At 74.1% G+C, this 15,528-nt stretch carries 14 protein-coding genes; 2 read left to right on the top strand and 12 right to left on the bottom strand.

Annotated elements, in window-relative coordinates:
- Nucleotides 1-6 precede the first annotated feature (6 nt).
- From ACZK5D_RS04820 to ACZK5D_RS04805, 4 genes are read right to left on the bottom strand one after another with little or no spacing between them, the layout of a single operon-like run.
- Complete coding sequence (locus ACZK5D_RS04820; RefSeq protein ID WP_463664452.1) at nucleotides 7-1,263, bottom strand: DUF5719 family protein; 1,257 nt, start codon at nucleotides 1,261-1,263, stop codon at nucleotides 7-9.
- Nucleotides 1,260-4,211: a glycosyltransferase family 2 protein gene (locus ACZK5D_RS04815; protein WP_463664451.1), complete on the bottom strand. Its 2,952-nt coding sequence runs from the start codon at nucleotides 4,209-4,211 to the stop codon at nucleotides 1,260-1,262. The genes ACZK5D_RS04820 and ACZK5D_RS04815 overlap by 4 nt, the downstream gene beginning before the upstream one ends.
- Nucleotides 4,212-4,229: 18 nt before the next feature.
- Entirely contained in the window at nucleotides 4,230-4,484 is a 255-nt protein-coding gene (locus ACZK5D_RS04810; protein ID WP_458996396.1) for a WhiB family transcriptional regulator, read from the bottom strand.
- Between the two features lie 58 nt (nucleotides 4,485-4,542).
- A complete protein-coding gene (locus ACZK5D_RS04805; RefSeq protein WP_463664450.1) occupies nucleotides 4,543-5,622 on the bottom strand; it encodes a mannose-1-phosphate guanylyltransferase in 1,080 nt (359 codons plus the stop codon).
- A gap of 52 nt (nucleotides 5,623-5,674) precedes the next feature.
- On the opposite strand from ACZK5D_RS04805, the gene ACZK5D_RS04800 reads away from it, so the two are divergent.
- Nucleotides 5,675-6,328, top strand: a complete 654-nt coding sequence (locus ACZK5D_RS04800) for a TIGR03089 family protein (RefSeq protein ID WP_463664449.1) — start codon at nucleotides 5,675-5,677, stop codon at nucleotides 6,326-6,328.
- Here the strand turns inward: ACZK5D_RS04800 and ACZK5D_RS04795 are convergent.
- Genes ACZK5D_RS04795 through ACZK5D_RS04780 form a run of 4 tightly spaced genes read right to left on the bottom strand, consistent with a single transcriptional unit; the run spans nucleotide 6,317 to nucleotide 11,094 of the window.
- A complete protein-coding gene (locus ACZK5D_RS04795; RefSeq protein WP_463664448.1) occupies nucleotides 6,317-7,315 on the bottom strand; it encodes a coiled-coil domain-containing protein in 999 nt (332 codons plus the stop codon). The two genes, ACZK5D_RS04800 and ACZK5D_RS04795, sit on opposite strands and share 12 nt — an antisense overlap.
- Nucleotides 7,312-8,661, bottom strand: coding sequence for a coiled-coil domain-containing protein (locus ACZK5D_RS04790; RefSeq protein WP_463664447.1), 1,350 nt, complete (start codon nucleotides 8,659-8,661; stop codon nucleotides 7,312-7,314). The genes ACZK5D_RS04795 and ACZK5D_RS04790 overlap by 4 nt, the downstream gene beginning before the upstream one ends.
- Nucleotides 8,658-9,668, bottom strand: a complete 1,011-nt coding sequence (locus tag ACZK5D_RS04785; RefSeq protein WP_458996502.1) for a glycosyltransferase family 2 protein — start codon at nucleotides 9,666-9,668, stop codon at nucleotides 8,658-8,660. The genes ACZK5D_RS04790 and ACZK5D_RS04785 overlap by 4 nt, the downstream gene beginning before the upstream one ends.
- Complete coding sequence (locus tag ACZK5D_RS04780) at nucleotides 9,658-11,094, bottom strand: LCP family protein (RefSeq protein WP_463664446.1); 1,437 nt, start codon at nucleotides 11,092-11,094, stop codon at nucleotides 9,658-9,660. The genes ACZK5D_RS04785 and ACZK5D_RS04780 overlap by 11 nt, the downstream gene beginning before the upstream one ends.
- A 110-nt stretch (nucleotides 11,095-11,204) precedes the next feature.
- Between ACZK5D_RS04780 and ACZK5D_RS04775 the strand changes: the two genes are divergently transcribed.
- Nucleotides 11,205-12,302 carry an LCP family protein gene (locus ACZK5D_RS04775; RefSeq protein ID WP_463664445.1) on the top strand — a complete coding sequence of 366 codons (1,098 nt, stop codon included), beginning with the start codon at nucleotides 11,205-11,207 and terminating at the stop codon, nucleotides 12,300-12,302.
- 120 nt (nucleotides 12,303-12,422) lie between these two features.
- Here ACZK5D_RS04775 and purE read toward each other — a convergent pair whose 3' ends face one another.
- Genes purE through ACZK5D_RS04755 form a run of 4 tightly spaced genes read right to left on the bottom strand, consistent with a single transcriptional unit; the run spans nucleotide 12,423 to nucleotide 15,421 of the window.
- A complete protein-coding gene (gene purE, locus ACZK5D_RS04770) occupies nucleotides 12,423-12,929 on the bottom strand; it encodes a 5-(carboxyamino)imidazole ribonucleotide mutase (protein WP_458996389.1) in 507 nt (168 codons plus the stop codon).
- Nucleotides 12,922-14,082 (bottom strand): 5-(carboxyamino)imidazole ribonucleotide synthase, encoded by a 1,161-nt coding sequence (locus ACZK5D_RS04765; RefSeq protein WP_463664444.1) that lies wholly within the window; start codon nucleotides 14,080-14,082, stop codon nucleotides 12,922-12,924. Before ACZK5D_RS04765 ends, purE begins: the two co-directional genes overlap by 8 nt.
- Nucleotides 14,083-14,103: 21 nt before the next feature.
- Nucleotides 14,104-14,601, bottom strand: coding sequence for a PH domain-containing protein (locus ACZK5D_RS04760; RefSeq protein WP_458996387.1), 498 nt, complete (start codon nucleotides 14,599-14,601; stop codon nucleotides 14,104-14,106).
- 31 nt (nucleotides 14,602-14,632) lie between these two features.
- Entirely contained in the window at nucleotides 14,633-15,421 is a 789-nt protein-coding gene (locus ACZK5D_RS04755; protein ID WP_458996386.1) for a biotin--[acetyl-CoA-carboxylase] ligase, read from the bottom strand.
- Between the last annotated feature and the right edge of the window lie 107 nt (nucleotides 15,422-15,528).

Below are 15,528 nucleotides of genomic sequence, written 5' to 3'. Positions count from 1 at the left end.
GCGGGCTCAGCGTAGGCCGGGCTGCTGTTCGGCCGGCAGGGTGAGCGCGGGGGCGTCGGCCGCCGGGCCGAGCGGCACCACCACGGTGCCCGCCGGTGCCGGCGTGAAGGCGGCGGCGATCAGTTCGCCGTCCGCCGTCACCGAGACCACCACCGGATCCCCGGCGGGGATCGCCACTGCCACCGTGTAGCCGGGCTCGACGGTGACCTCCTGCGTGGCCGCCGTGCCGCCGACCGGCGTGAGGGTGACCTCGGCCACCACAGCCGCGGAGCGGCCGGGGTTGCTGAGCTGGAGCACGCCCGAGCCGGGGACCAACCCCGCCAGGTCCGCGCCCGGCTCCCCCGCCACCACGGTGGCCGGCGAGCCGGCCCCGCCGGTGACGAGCGCCGCGCCGACCGCCTCGGGCGCGGTGACCCGCACCGCCGTCGCCTCGCCCGCCAGCGGGGCCGTGAGATCGACCGCGATCGTGGTCATGGCGGGGATGGACAGCGACTCCGCCACGGCCGGGACGTAGGGCCCTGCCGGGCCCATGCCCTCGATTGCGACGTCCACGCGGTCCTCGTGCGGGTTGGTCACCAGCAGCCGGGTGCCGGTGGCGCCGGCGGGGGCGCCGGCGAGCAGGTGCTCGGTGGCCGCTGTCGTCGGCGGCGAGACGAGCGCGGGCCTACCCTCCACGGCGGCGGCCAGCATGGCGACCCGCCCCTGGCTCGCGTCGAAGACGACGCCGAGGGGGCCGGTGGGTGCCAGCACCGACAGCGCCACCCGGCGGCTGACGCCCGGCGCGAGGGCGATGCCGCGCGCGCCCACCGCCGCGATCTCGCCCTGCGGGCCGAGCAGCGTCAGGTCGACGGCGGCCTCCGTCGGATCGGTGTTGACCAGGATCAGCTCCACCGTGGACGGATCCGCGACCAGCACCATGCCCGACGTGGCAGGCGTGCCACACGGGGCGAAGGCCGGCTCAGCCCGGGCCAGGAGCACCCCGGCCGAGATCCGGTTCTCCGCGCTGAGCTCGACCGGCCCGGTCAGCGGGTCCGCCGCGGGGGCGACGACCTCGCGCGCGGCGCCGTCGAGGGCGGTGACCGTCACGGGTCCGGAGCCCCCGATCAGCGCCGTGCCGGGGAGGGCGCAGGTCAGGCTGGTGCTGCGGGGCAGCTCGATCACCTCGGCCGCCGGCTTCCGCAGCGGGCTGATCAGCGCGAGACCGACCGCGACGGCCACCACCAGCACCAACGCCCCCAGCGACAACGCGGCTCTGCGGATCATTCCTGTCCCCTTCGCGCGACGGTGGCGCCACCCAGCGACGGCGCGGCCAGGATGACCAGCACCACGACGACGAGGAGCTGCACGGCGAACCTCCAGGGATGGGGCTCCGGGCGCACCACCACGTCGCCGCCGTCGGCGCCGAGCTGGAAGGTGAGCCGCTCCGCGCCGTCCACCCGGGCCAGGGCGCGCCCGTCGAGGGTGGCCTCCCAGCCGGCGTCCGGGGTTTCGGCGACCACCAGGACGCGGTCCGGTCCGCCCGGCTCGACGGTGCCGCGCAGCAGCGGCTCGGCGGTGTCGCCGTCGGTGACCTGCGTGCGCGACACCAGGCCCACCACCGTCCACACCACCGTGGTCCCGTCCGCGGCCGCGCTGGTGAGGCCGGCAGCGTTGTCCAGCGCCGCCCTGGTCTCAGGGCCGAATCCACGGAGCCAGACGTGCGAGACGCCGAGCCCCGTGAGCTGCTGGGCGACGTCGTCGGGCACCGAGGCGGTGGAGAAGGCCTGCACCAGGGCGAGGAACTCGGCGGAGAAGTCCCCCACCGGGTTGCGCTCGCCGGTGCCCCACTGGGGCTGCCTGGCATCCACCACGTTCCAGGCGAGAACCCCGTCGGCGGTGCGCTCGATCATGAGGGCCCGGGTGTCGCGGGGGGAGTCGAGCACGTCGCGCACGTAGCCGGGCAGGGCGGACGCGCGGTCCGCGACCGGCCCGGCGAAGCCCACGACGGCCCACACCCCGGCGGCCAGCAGCCCGCTGAGGCCGAGCGCCAGCGCCGACCGCGACACCGACGAGCCCGCGCGCTCCACGGCCACCACCGGCGCGAGGAGGGCGGCCACCACCAGCAGCGCCCAGGGCGACAGCAGGACCCGCGCGGTGCCGCCGTCGACCGTGACCACCAGCCGCGACAGCAGGGTCCCGACGATCAACGGGGCCGCCACGCACACCACGGCCCAGCGCCAGGCCGTCCCCGTCAGACGGGCCATGGCCGCGACGGCCACCAGCGCCAGCACCGCGAAGAACGCCACGTTGGCCCACAGCGGCAGGCCCGACGGCAGGATGCGCCCCACCACCAGCGCGAAGGAGGCCGGCGGGAAGTCCGGCCAGGCGAGCGGATCCAAGCCGGTCAGCAGCCTCCCCGGGTGCGTGGCCAGGACCACCAGCCACGGCGCGAGGAACAGCCACGCGGGGGCCACGCCGACGGCGGCGTCGACCACCCGGTCGCGGTCCCGAATCGCCCAGACCACGGCGGCGATGGTGACCGCCGGCAGCAGCACGGGCCACACGAGCGAGGCGATGATCAGCCAGAACGCCGCCCCGGCGGGGGCGCGGAGCCGCTCGGCGCCCGCCGTGTCGTTGCGGACCACTGCGTGGACGGAGCGGGCGAGCAGGGGTCCGACGACGGCGAGCACCATGCCGCTGACGTCGCCGGCGGTGACCAGCCCCAGCAGGATCGTCGCGCCGGCCCAGGCCGCGGAGACGGCCGCCGCGGGGGCAGCCGCGACGCCGAGGCGCCTCAGCAGGGCGAGCGCGGACAGCCCGGCGAGCGCGGGGGTGGCGAGCAGGGCGAGGAAGGCGAACCAGCCGGGGCTGCCCAGCCCCGCCAGCGACGCGACGGCGGCCACACCCATCCACGGTGCCTCACCTGCGAGGTAGGCCTCCCACACGGCGCCGATCGACGCGGGCGCGGGCAGGAGCCCTCCCCCGGAGACCGGACCGAGGCCCAGCAGCGTTCGACCCGCGGCCCCGGCGGCCACCGCCAGCACCATCAGCAGGGCGGTGACGGGCGAGAGGACGCGGCGGCGGACCGGCCCGCCCGCGAAGTCGTCGCCGGTGAGGTCGTCGATGGTGGTGTCCGCCTCGCGCAGGTCCCGGAAGCGCTCCGCCAACCCCGATCCGAGCTTGTCGACGGCGTGGCGCAGCGGCCAGAAGCGGTTGGGCAGCAGGTCGGCGGGCGTGAGGTCCTCGTCGGGCATCCGGGCGGCCAGCGCCGCCGTCGCCTCGGGAGTGCGCAGGTAGCCGCGCACCGCGGAGATCTCGGCGCCCGCATGACCGGGCGACTTGGCCAGCAGGAAGCCGAGCGCCCGCACCAGCGAGGCCAGCACGATGCCCACCCTGGAGGCGCCTCGGGAGCCCGCCACCCTGAGCGCGGCCAGGCGGTCGTCCTCGTGCGGGTGCCGCGGGGAGGGGCGCTCGCCGGTGCGGCCGGCGCGACGGTGGGTCAGGGCCGCCGCGGGCCAGGTGAGCACGCGGTAGCCGACGGCGTTGGCGCGCCAGCCCAGGTCAACACCGTCGCGGTGCCTCTCCACCTCGGGGACGAGGCCGCCGATCTCCCGCCACGCCTCGCCGCGCACCAGCAGCCCGGCGGTGGACCCGCCCAGCACGTCGCGGGACTCGGTCTGCTGCTGGTCGACGTCCCCCTCCTCCACCATCGGCACCCGGAGGCCGCCGGGCGTGATCGCCTGGCCCACCTCGGAGAGGGTCTCGGGGTAGTTACGGCGCTTCGGCTCGAGCAGCTTGGGCACCACGACGTCTGCCTGGCGCGCGCCGTCGAGGAGGTGCGCGAGAGTGTCGCGGCGGGGGGAGGAGTCGTCGTGCAGCAGCCAGATCCAGTCCGGCTCCGTGTCGCCCAGCCCGAGCGCCACCGCGGCGCCGAAGGTGCTGCCCTCTCCGCCGTCGATGAACTCGTCGAGGACCCCCTCTGCCGTCGCGCGCAGCAGCAGCTCCCGGGAGCCGTCGGCCGAGGCCGTGTCCACGGCCACCAGGCGGCCGGGGCGGGGCTCGAGACCGGCGAGGGCGAGCAGTTGTCGGGGCAGCCAGTCCTCGGCGTCGTGGACCACCATGACGGCGGTGACGGTGGACGGATCGATGGGTGGGGCCTCACCGGCCGGATCCTCGTTGTCGATCCAGGACCAGAGGTCCTCCAGGCGTCCGTGCTGCGGTTCCTCGGTCAAGCTGTCCGGACCTCCGAACTAGACGGCAGTGCGCTTCAGCTTACGCCGCTCGCGCTCGGAGAGACCGCCCCAGATTCCGAAACGCTCGTCATGCCCCAGCGCGTACTCGAGGCACTCGGTCCTGACCGTGCAGTTCTGGCACACGCGCTTGGCCTCGCGCGTGGAGCCGCCCTTCTCCGGGAAGAAGGCCTCAGGATCCGTCTGGGCGCAGAGGGCGTCAGCCTGCCAGGCGAACGCTGCGTCATCTCCGAAGAGATCGATCGTCTGATCCACTGACGCCTCCCTTCGTTGCCTTGAATTACACACGAGTGATTTTGATCGGTCAAGCCGATCAGGCGAATTCGTCCCCCCGCTTCGTCCGCACGAGGGCGACCAGCTCCTTGACGCGCTCCGAATCGGCCAGTGGCGCCACCAGGGTCGCGGTGGGGGTCGCGACGACGAGGTGGTCCCGAAGTCCGATGGCGCTCACCACGTGCCGGGGGCCCACCGCGTTGATGAGCACGCAGCCGGTGGAGTCCAGCGTGACCACCGCCCCGTCGACGGCGTTGCCGTCCGCGTCGGAGCTGAGCAGCTCGGCCAGGGAGACGAATCCGCCCACGTCGCGCCAGTCGATGGACAGGCCCACGCTGACCACCTCGGCGTCGGTGAGTCCCGCCGAGGCCGGCTCCATCACGGCGTAGTCCACCGAGATCTTCCGCAGCGTGGGGAAGATCTCGTCGAGCCGCCCGGGCTCCGCGACGATGGCCCGCACCTTGGCGGCTGTGTCCGGCAGCAGCTGGTCCAGCTGGCTGAGCAGCGTGGCGGCCCGCCAGACGAACATGCCGGCGTTCCACCAGTACTGGCCGGTGGCCAGGTACTCCTGGGCGACCTCGCGCGAGGGCTTCTCCTTGAACTGCGCCACCCGGTGCACCCCCGGGAAGCCCTCGAGCTCCTCGGCCCGGTGCAGGTAGCCGTACCCGGTGTGCGGGGACGTGGGCACCACGCCGAGCGTCACGAGCGACCTCGGGCGCGCCTCCGCCACCTCGAAGGCCAGCGTCAGGCTGCGGGCGAACTCGTCGACGGGGGTGATCACCTGGTCCGCGGTCACCATCGCGACGACGCCCTCGGGGTCCCTGGCGGCCACCTCGGCCGCTGACCAGGCCACTGCGTTGAGGGAGTCGCGGCCCTCGGGCTCGCCCAGGATGTTGCCGGCTGGGAGCTCGGGGATCTGCGCGGCCACGTCGTCGGCGTACGCACGCCCGGTGCACACCAGGATGTTCTCCGGCGGCACCACGCCGTCGAGCCGGTCGTAGGCGAGCCGGAGCAGGGAGGCGCCCCCGAACAGCTCCAGCAGCTGCTTGGGCCGGCCCTGCCGGGACAGGGGCCACAGGCGGGTGCCGGAGCCACCGGCCATGATCACGACGTAACGCATGCCAGGGAGGCTATCGAATGGCAGGGTCGCGTGCCCCCGGTAGTGTCGGGCCATGCTGATCGACGCCCTCCGCCGCCGCGTGGCCCGCCAGGGCGCGCAGCCGCTGCTCACCTACTACGACACCCTCGACGGCTCGAGGATCGAGCTGTCGGCGGTCACGTTCGCCAACTGGGTGGACAAGACCGCCAACCTCATCGAGGACCTCGGGCACGAGGACGGCGAGCCGATCGACATCGCGCTGGCCGAGACGCACCCGGCCCACTGGGTGACGCTCGTGTGGGTGGCCGCGGCGTGGCAGCGGGGCTGCCCGGTGAACCCCGGGGCCTCCGGCGCCGACCTGCTGGTGGTGGGGCCGGGCGACCAGCGCCGGGCCGCGGTCACCGTCGCGTGCTCGCTGCACCCCCTGGGGCTGGGGTTCCCGTCTCCACCCGAGGGCGCCGTCGACTACCGCGAGGCCATGGCGCAGCCGGATGCGCACGACCTGTCGCCCCTCGGCGAGTCGACGATGTGGGGCGGGGAGCCGGCGCCGGAGACGAAGCCGAGGGACGGCCGGGTGCTGCTGCTCGACCCGCCCGCCGGGTGGGCCACCGTGGCAGAGGCCCTGGTGGCGCCGGTCCTGGGGGGCGGGTCGACGGTGGTGGTCGTCGGAGCGTCGCGGGAGCGGGCGGCCGATATCGCCGCGGCCGAGCGGGCGCTACTCGCCTGAGGGCTCCTCGTCGGAGTCCTGCGCGGCCTCCGGCTCGGGCTCTGTCTCCGGCTGCGGCTCCGGCTCGGGGTCGACGGCGGCGAGGACCGCTCCCCCGCCGAGGGTGGCCAGCATCTGGCGAACGTTGGACAGCTGGGCCGTGATCGAGTCGCGACGCTGGGTGACTGCCGCGAGTTCGCGGTCCGAGTCGCGGCGGATCCGCTCGGCGCGGGTCCGCGCCTCGCTGACCAGCTCGTCGGCCTCGCGTTCGGCCTTCGCCCGCACGGCCTCGGCCTGCGACGAGGCGTCCGAGATGATGCGCTGGGCCTCGTTCTCGGCGGCCCTCAGGTTCTCCTCGGCGGCCCTCAGCTGGTCCTCGCGCTGCCCCATGGCGACGGCGAAGTCCGCGGCGGCGGAGTCGCGGCGCTCGGCGAGCGTGCGCTCGAAGTCGGCCGCGGACTGGGCCGCCCGGGCCTGCTGGGACTCGTAGACCGCCTCGGCCTCCTCCCGGCGGGTCGCGGCCTCGCGGTCCGCCTGGTCCAGGATCTCGTCTGCCCGGCGCTGGGCCCCGGTGAGCCTGGCCTCGGCGTCGGCCTCAGCCGAGGACCGGGTGTCGACGGCGTAGCGGTCCGCCTCGGCCAGCATCGCCTGGGCGCGGCGGGTCGAGTCCTCGAGGAGGGTCGCGGCCTCCTCCTGGGCGGCGCGGCGGGTGTGGTCGGCCTCCTCCTCTGCAAGCGAGAGGATCTGCCCCACCCGCTCGCCGAGATCGGCGAACGTGGGCCTCGACGCTGTGTGCTGCGCGCGCGCCGCCTCCTCCGCCCGGGCCTGGGCCTCCGCGAGGCGCGCCTCGAGCGCGGCCCGCTCCTGGCCGGCCTGCCTGGCCTGGACGCTGTGCTCGCCGAGCTCGGCGCGCGCCGCGTCGAGGGCCTGCTGCAGCGTGGCGATCTCGGCGTCCACCTGGGACGGCTCGTAGCCGCGGAGCACGGTGCGGAAACTGGGTGTGGTCATGAGTCCTCGCTGGTGGTGGGGGTGGTTCCTGGGACGGAGAGCGCTTCGATCACGCCGGAGAGGCTGCTCAGCTGCGCGGTGATGTTGTCGCGCCGGCGGGTGAGGCGGGCCACCTCGTCGCGCGCCGCCTGGACCGTCTCGCGGGCTCCCGACCGTAGCGCCTCGGCCTCCGTCCGTGCTTCGGCCAGGAGCCTGACGGCCTCCTCGCGGGTGGCGCGGGTGCGCTCGAACGAGGCGCGCTGCGAGCGCTCGAGCTCCGCTGCCAGGGTGTCGCGGACGAGGGCGGCGTTGGCCTCCGCCTCCGTGGTGCGCTCCTCGGCGCGGCGCACGATGGCCTCCGCCTCGCGCCGTGCCCGCTCCAGGGTGTCTGCCGCCCGGGCCTCCGCCTCCGCCTGGGACCGGGCCGCGTGGTCGGCGGCCGCGCGCAGCTCGGCGTCCGCCCTGGCGCGGACGTCCGCCGCGTCGACCTCCGCCGCGCGGGTCCGCTGCCTGGCCACCTCGACGGCGCGGGCGGTGGTGCCGGCCAGCTTGGCCCTGAGCTCCTTCGCGCGGGTGGCGTTGTCGAGGTGGGCGTCGCGGGTGGTGCGCGCGATGTCCGCCCGTGCGCCGTCGAGCAGGGCCGCCACCGTCGTGCGCGTCCAGGACAGCTCGGCCGCGGCGTCCGCCAGCTGCGCCTGCGAGCGGCTCTCGGCGTCGTCGATGAGGCGGGCCGCCTGGGCGGTGGCCGCCTCGCGCTGGGACTCGATCTCGGCCACGGCTTCCGCGCGGAGCCGGTCGGCCTCGTCCCGCGCGGCCCGGAGGTGCGCGTCGGACTCCGCCTCGGCGCGCCGCGCCTCCTCGGCCGCTTCGGAGCGGATGTGCTCCGCCTCGGCGGCTGCGGCCGCGACGACGGCGGCGGCGCCACGCTCCGCCTCCTCACGTTCCTGCTCCAGCCGCGACACCTGCTCGGCGCGTTCACGCTCCGCCTCGTGCCGCGCGCGTCCGGCCTCGGCCTCGGCGTCGGCCACGAGGGCGCCCGCCTGCCGCCTGGCCTCTTCGAGCACGCCCTCTGCCTCGGCGCGGGCGTCGGCGATGAGTTCGTCGGCGGCGCGCTGCGCGGAGTCGGTGATCCGGCCGGCCTGGTCCGCGGCCTCGGTCAGCGTCCGCTGGGCGTCCGCGCGGGCCTCGTCGAGCCGGTGCCGGGCGAAGTCCAGCTCCCCGGCGGCCTCGTCGCGCTGGCGGAGCAGCCCCGCCAACTCCTGACGCGAGCGGGCCACGTCGGCCTCGGCCTCCTCGCGCACCCGGTCCGCCAACCGCTGGGCCTGCAGGAGCAGACCGCTGGCGGTCTCGGCGGGCCCCGCGGTCACTGCGGCAGGCCGCGAACGAACCCGGCCCCCCAGTAGAGATGCATGACGGCCAGCACCACGGGGAACCTGAGCCGCGCGGCCGGGGAGAGTGAGCGGACGCTCGCCGTCGCCGCCACGAGGAACGCGGCGTAGACGGCCGGGGCGATCAGGAGCGCGGTGAGGAGGTTGCTGCGCAGCACCAACCCGAGCAGGCCGCCCAGCAGCCCGCCGCCGAGGCCCAGCACGGTCAGCGGCGGGGCCAGGTAGCGCAGGGACAGCGTGTCGGGGTGGCGGCGGGCCACCTCGCGGCGCCACTGGCCGGTGGTGAAGAACTGACGGGCGAGCGCGCGCCAGCTGTCGCGGGGGTGGTAGACCACGCGCAGGTCAGGCGTGAAGTAGACGAGATGGCCGGCGCGGCGCAGCCGGTAGTTGAGCTCCCAGTCCTGGGCGCGGTGGAGGGTCTCGTCGTAGGCCCCGACCTCCTGGAGCCTGGCCTTGCGGAACACTCCCAGGAACACGGTGTCGGCGGGCCCGGCGGGGGTGTCGGCCAGGTGGAAGCCGCCGCCGCCCAGGCCCAGGCGGGAGTTGTAGGCGGCCGCGATGGCCTCCGAGAGCGGTGAGGTGCCCTGCGCGTCCATGAGCCCGCCGACGTTGGCGGCCCCCGTCTCCTCAAGGAGACGGACTGCGGTGGCGATGTATCCGGGGCTCAGCTCACCGTGCCCGTCGACGCGCACGATGACGTCGTGGGAGGCGTGGCCGATGGCGATGTTGAGGCCGGCGGGCGTGAAACCGGTGGGGTTGTCGAGCACGACGATCCGCGGGTCCGCGGCGGCCAGCTCGTCGGCGATCTGACGCGTTCGGTCCTCGCTGGGCGCCACCGCGAGCACGATCTCCAGCTCGCCCGGGTAGTGCTGATCCAGCACGCGTCCGACGGCGGCGCGCAGATGCTTCTCCTCGTTGCGGATGGGCATCACCACGCTGACAGGCTGCACCGGATCTCCTCTCTCCGGGGACAACCTAGCTGACAGAGCAAACAGCTTCCAGATCGGGGGTCTCGGTGTAGGGTTCGCCGGCCGAGGGCTCGGGCGAGGGCGACGACACGGCGTCCGGGGCGTCCCCCGATGGCTCGACGGAGGCCGGCGCGGACGAGGCCGCGGGCTCCTGGGTGGGCTGTTCGGAGAGCTTCTCGTCGACGGTGGCGCGGATCAGGTCGAAGTCCGGGTCGGCGGAGACGATGAGCGGCGGCGCGAAGTTCACCGAGGTGATCTTCTGCTCGCGCGCCTTCAGGGCGAGGTCGGCCAGGTCGGCGATCGCGCCGGTGCCGACGTCGGTCTTGAGCAGGTCCCCGCCGGCCTCGCTGAGCTCCACGAACTTGGTGGCCACCGTGGCGGGATCGAGCTGCTGGACCATCGCCGACATCACGCACTTCTGGCGCACCATGCGCTCGTAGTCGCTGGACTCGGCGCGGGAGCGGGCGAACCACAGGGCGTGGTAGCCGTCGAGCAGTACGTCCTCGCCGGGCTCGATGTAGCCGCTGATCTTCGAACCGCCACCGCCGATGGGGATGGGCTTGGCGATGTCCAGCCGGATGCCGCCCATGGCGTCGATGAGGGCGCTGAAGCCGTGCATGTCGACCAGCGCGTAGTAGTTGAGCTCCAGCCCGAGGGTCTCCTCGACCGCCTCCATCATCGCGGTGAGGCCGGCCTGCCCATCCGGATACAGGTCGGCGTGCTCCTCGCCGAGGGTCCAGATGCCGTTGAGCATGCAGGCGCCCTCGTCGCAGACGTAGCCGTCCGGGTAGAGATCGTCCAGCGGCGAGGAGTCCGGGAACCGGACCTTCTGCAGGTTGCGCGGCAGGCCGAACAGCACGGTCCGGCCGGTCTGTGCGTCGATGGACGCCACGTTGATGGAGTCAGGCCTCAGGCCCTCGCGGTCTGCCTCCGAATCCGCCCCGAGCAGGAGGATGTTGTAGCGGCCGTCCTTCACCTCGGACTCGCCGCCCCCACCGAAGACCTCGCCCACGTTGCGCGCCGCCACCAGGGCGTTGGCCGCCGCGGTGGTGACGGCGCCCACGGCGAGCACCATGACCAGCGAGGTGATGGTGAGCACCAGGCGGGGACGCCGCGGCAGGCGGAGCGGACGGGCGAGCCGCCAGGAGTCCAGCAGGAGGAGGACCCAGCCGGCGAAGAGCACCCAGAGTGCGAACCGCACGACGGTGGCCACCCAGGGGGTGAGCAGGACCCCGACGGTGGGGCCACGCCACAGCCACAGGCCCAGCACCACCAGCAGCCCCAGCAGCGCGGCGGCGCCGTAGACCCGCGACGCGAGGCGGCCCACACTGTGGTTCCCGGCGAAGCGCTGCACCGAGCCGGGCAGCAGCGCCGACATGACGACGAAGCCGAGGGCGCGACGCGCCTGGACGCTCTGCGCCTCGGTGGGCTGCGATGCGGTCACGTGGTCTCCTCCTGGCTGTGCTGCGCCCAGTTTCGCGCCCGCACTGCGCCCGGCAAAATCTGCCACGCCGGGGCGCGGGTATCCTGGCCGGCGGACTAGGAGGCTCACGGGTGGCTCAACGCGACGGGGACATGGACTGGTTGTACCGGCAGGAGCAGCCGGACCAGCCGGAGCCGACGGCGGTCATGCCCGCCTTCCCCGCGCCGGACCGGCCGGCGGCGCGCCCGTCCGCCGCGGCCCGTCCCAGCGCCCCGCCTCCCCCGCCGCCCGTCACGCCGAGGGCCACCCGGCGGCGGACCCGCCGCCGGCGGCCGGTCCGCCGGTTCGTCGGCACCCTGCTGGCGCTGTGGCTGGTGTTCCTCGTCGCCACACCCTTGATCGCGTGGAGCATCGGCACCCGCGTGGACGCCACCCCCGCCGGGGAGCGTCCGGCGGACCAGCCGGGCACCACCGTGCTGCTCGTGGGCTCGGACGCCCGCCCGGGCGTGGCCGGGGCGCGGACGGACACCATGATGCTGATGCACCGCCCAACCGTCGGGGACCCGGTGCTACTCTCCCTCCCCCGGGACTCGCTGGTCTCGATCCCCGGGCGCTCCGACAACCGGCTCAACGCCGCCTTCGCGTTCGGGGGCGCTCCTCTGCTCGTCGAGACGGTTGAGGCCAACACCGGGATCCGGATCGACGGCTACCTCGAGGTGGGCTTCGACGGCGTCGTCGACGTGGTGGACGCCATCGGCGGCATCGAGGTGTGCCCCACGTTCGACATCGACGACCGCGACTCGCACCTCACCATGTCGGCCGGGTGCCAGACGGTGGACGGCACGACGGCGCTCGGCTACGTCCGCATGCGCAAGGGCGACCCACGAGGCGACCTCGGCCGCATCGAGCGCCAGCGGGAGGTGATGGGCGCGATGGCCCGCGAGGTGATCCATCCGCTCACCGTGCTCAACCCGGTGCGCTACTGGCGGCTCAACATGGCCGCCGCCCAGTCCCTGGGTCGCGGCGAGGACACGGGCCTGCTGGACATGGCGGCCGTGGCCGCGGGCTTCGTCGCCGCCACGACCGGCAGCGGGATCAGCATGACGGTTCCGGTCGCCGGCACGGGCAACGTGAGCGGGGTCGGCTCGATCGTGCGCTGGGACGACGACGCGGCGGCCGGGGTGTTCGCCGCCCTCGCGGCCGGCGACACCACCGGGCTCGGGTCCTAGGAGACCGCCGGCTCGCCGCGCGGGATCGGGGTGAACATCTCGGGCTCGTCCCGCCCACCAACCGTCAGCGATGTCCTGAGACATCACACACAGGGTCCACACACCGTGGACTGGGGTGGGCTACGCCTGCTGGCCCGACGCCTCGCGGACGACGGCGCCCTTGGCGCGGGCGGCGTCGCGCAGGGACTCCTGGAAGTCCAGCATCCGCTCCGTCAGCGCCTCGTCCGAGGCGGCCAGGATCCGCACCGCGAGCAGGCCGGCGTTGCGGGCGTTGCCGATGGCCACCGTCGCCACCGGGACGCCCGCGGGCATCTGCACGATCGACAGCAGCGAGTCCATGCCGTCGAGGTACTTCAGCGCCACGGGCACGCCGATGACGGGCAGCGGGGTGAGCGCGGCGAGCATGCCGGGCAGGTGGGCCGCCCCGCCTGCGCCGGCGATGATCACCTTGACGCCTCGGGAGTGGGCCTCGCGTCCGAAGGTCACCATGTCCTCGGGCATGCGGTGCGCGGAGACCACGTCGGCCTCGAACGGCACGCCGAACTCGGCCAGCGCGTCGGCCGCCGCCGACATGGTGGGCCAGTCGGAGTCCGACCCCATGACGATCGAAACGAGGGGTTCAGGCATTCGGGTCTCCCATCAGGTAGCCGGCCGCGTGGTGGGCGCGGCGGCGGACGTCGTCGAGGCTGGTGCCGAGGGCGGTGACGTGGCCAACCTTGCGGCCGGCCTTCACCTCCTTGCCGTAGAGGTGCACGCGGATCTCGCGGTCCCGGGCGAAGACATGCATGAGGGCGCCGGTGAGGTCCTCCTCGGCGCCGCCGAGGATGTTGGTCATCACGACCACGTCGTCGCGCAGGTCCGGGGAGCCGAGCGGCAGGTCGAGGACGGCGCGGATGTGGTTCTCGAACTGGCTCGTGCGGGCGCCGTCGATGGTCCAGTGGCCGGTGTTGTGGGGGCGCATGGCCACCTCGTTGACCACGATCCGGCCGTCTCGGGCCTCCATCAGCTCCACGGCCAGCACGCCGACCACCCCGAGCTCGGTGGCGATCCGGATGGCCATCTGCTGCAGCCCGGCCGCGCGGTCTGGGTCCAGCCCCGGAGCCGGGGTGAAGGTCTCCACGCAGATGCCGTCCGTCTGGACGGTCTCGCTGATGGGGTAGGCCACCACCTGGCCCGACGGTGAGCGCACGACGATGGCCGACAGCTCGCGGGCGAAGTCGACGAACTCCTCCGCGACGATGCGCACCCGTTCCCCTGCGGAGGTGTGCGCGATGCCCTCGAAGGGGACGTCGGCCTGGGTGTCGTCGTCCAGCTTCCACACCCCCTTGCCGTCGTAGCCGCCGCGGGAGGTCTTGGCGATGATGGGCCAACCCTGCCGCTCACCGAAGGCGGCCAGCTCGTTGACCGTGTCGCACACCGCGAACGCGGGGCAGGCCACCCCGAGCTCGGCCATCTTCTCGCGCATGAGCGCCTTGTCCTGCGCGTAGACCAGCGCGTCCGGCCCGGGCCGGACGGCCACCTTGCGGGAGACCTCGGCCAGATGCCGGGTGGGCACGTGCTCGTGGTCGAAGGTGAGCACGTCCACGCCGTCGGTGAAGGACATCAGGGTGTCGAGGCTGCGGTAGTCGCCCACCACGGCGCCGCGGACCACCTGGGCGGCGGACACGTCCGGCCCCTCCGCGAGGAGGTGGACGTCGATGCCGAGCGGGATGGCGGCCTGGTGCATCATGCGGGCCAGCTGCCCACCGCCGGCGATGGCCACTGCGTAGCGACGAGTCACCGGGGCAGCATACCCAAGGCGCTACTCCTGGCCGTCGTCCTGCTCGCTGAACAGCAGTTCGGTGATGGTGACGTGCACGCGCTCCACGTCCGGCACGTCCGGCAGGCGCAGCGGCTCGCCGGCCGCGGTCTCCAGGATGAGCGTGCCGCAGCCGAGCATCCGGTCCGTCAGCGAGCGCTCGTAGTTGACGTTGTTGATGCGGCGCAGCGGCAGGTCGTGGCCGAGCCGGTTGATGATGCCCCGGCGCGTGATGATCCGGCGGTCCGTGATGGTGTAGCTGGAGGTGACCCACCGCAGGAACGGGATCAGCACCAGGAACAGGACGAGCACCAGGGCCAGCCCGGCGACCGCCAACGGCCCCCAGGGCTGCCACTCGGGCGGCAGCAGGGCGAAGGCGACGCCCACGCCGGCGCCCAGGAGGATGAGGATCAGGGCGGGGCCGATCAGCGCCTTGACGTGGGTGTGCATGGAGGCGACGACCACCTCGCCGCGACCGAGCTGGTCCTTGTCGATTGCCATGGCGCCCAGTGTGGCACGTGGCGCCGACGAATCAGCTCAGCTTCGCGTGGACGACGTCGCCGACGGCGAACGTCTCGATGCCGGTGGCGGTGGTGACCTGCAGCCGGCCCCACTCGTCGACCCCTCTGCCTGTCCCGGAGACGCGACGGTCGCCGTCGAGAATCACCGTCAGCGGCGCCCCGACGGAGGCGCACCGGGCCTCGTATTCGGCGCGCAGGTTGCCGCGCAGCTGCCAGGAGCGGTAGACCCGCTCGAAGTGGCCGAGCACCCCGGCCACGATGCGGCTCTGATCGGTGGGCAGGCCCTCGAGGGCGAGGGATGTCGCGGTGGGCACCGGCAGCTGGTCCTCCGCCAGGTCCACGTTGATGCCGATGCCGACGACCGCGCGGGCCCCGTCGGGCTGCTCGATGCGCTCGGACAGGATGCCGCAAACCTTGCGCCCGCGGATGAGGACGTCGTTGGGCCACTTGAGCGACACGTCCGCCCCTCCCCCGGCAAGCTCTCCGATGGCCGACGACACCGCCATGCCCGCGAGGAGGGAGAGCCAGCCCCACTGGGGGAACTCGGGCTGCGGGGTGAGCAGCACCGACATCGAGATCGAGGTGCCCGGCGGGCTCACCCACTGCCGGTCGAGCCTTCCCCGGCCCGCGGTCTGCTCCATCGAGACCAGGGCCATGCCCTCCGTCGCGCCGGCACGGGCGCGGGCCGCGAGATCGGCGTTGGTGGATCCGGTGGACCCGATCACCTCGACGGAGCGCCAGAGTGTCGCGGCGGGGAGGATCGCGGCAATGCGGCCCGCGTCGGGAAGGCTGGACGTCACCGCCACATCGTAGCCAGCCCCACCGCGTGGAGGGCGGGCACCTCTACCGGCAGGCGCAGGGGGCTGGACGCCGGACCGGCAGGTGTGACACCGTGGCGATCACCCTG

This window comes from Tessaracoccus yangjingae, assembly GCF_055326235.1.
The sequence above is the reverse complement of the archived record's forward strand: the minus strand, read 5'-3'. Positions and strand labels throughout refer to the sequence as shown.

Coding starts and splice junctions, on each gene's coding strand:
- ACZK5D_RS04820 (WP_463664452.1), bottom strand. CDS start 1,263: ATGATCCGCAGAGCCGCGTTGTCGCTGGGGGCGTTGGTGCTGGTGGTG.
- ACZK5D_RS04805 (WP_463664450.1), bottom strand. CDS start 5,622: ATGCGTTACGTCGTGATCATGGCCGGTGGCTCCGGCACCCGCCTGTGG.
- ACZK5D_RS04800 (WP_463664449.1), top strand. CDS start 5,675: ATGCTGATCGACGCCCTCCGCCGCCGCGTGGCCCGCCAGGGCGCGCAG.
- ACZK5D_RS04795 (WP_463664448.1), bottom strand. CDS start 7,315: ATGACCACACCCAGTTTCCGCACCGTGCTCCGCGGCTACGAGCCGTCC.
- purE (WP_458996389.1), bottom strand. CDS start 12,929: ATGCCTGAACCCCTCGTTTCGATCGTCATGGGGTCGGACTCCGACTGG.
- ACZK5D_RS04760 (WP_458996387.1), bottom strand. CDS start 14,601: ATGGCAATCGACAAGGACCAGCTCGGTCGCGGCGAGGTGGTCGTCGCC.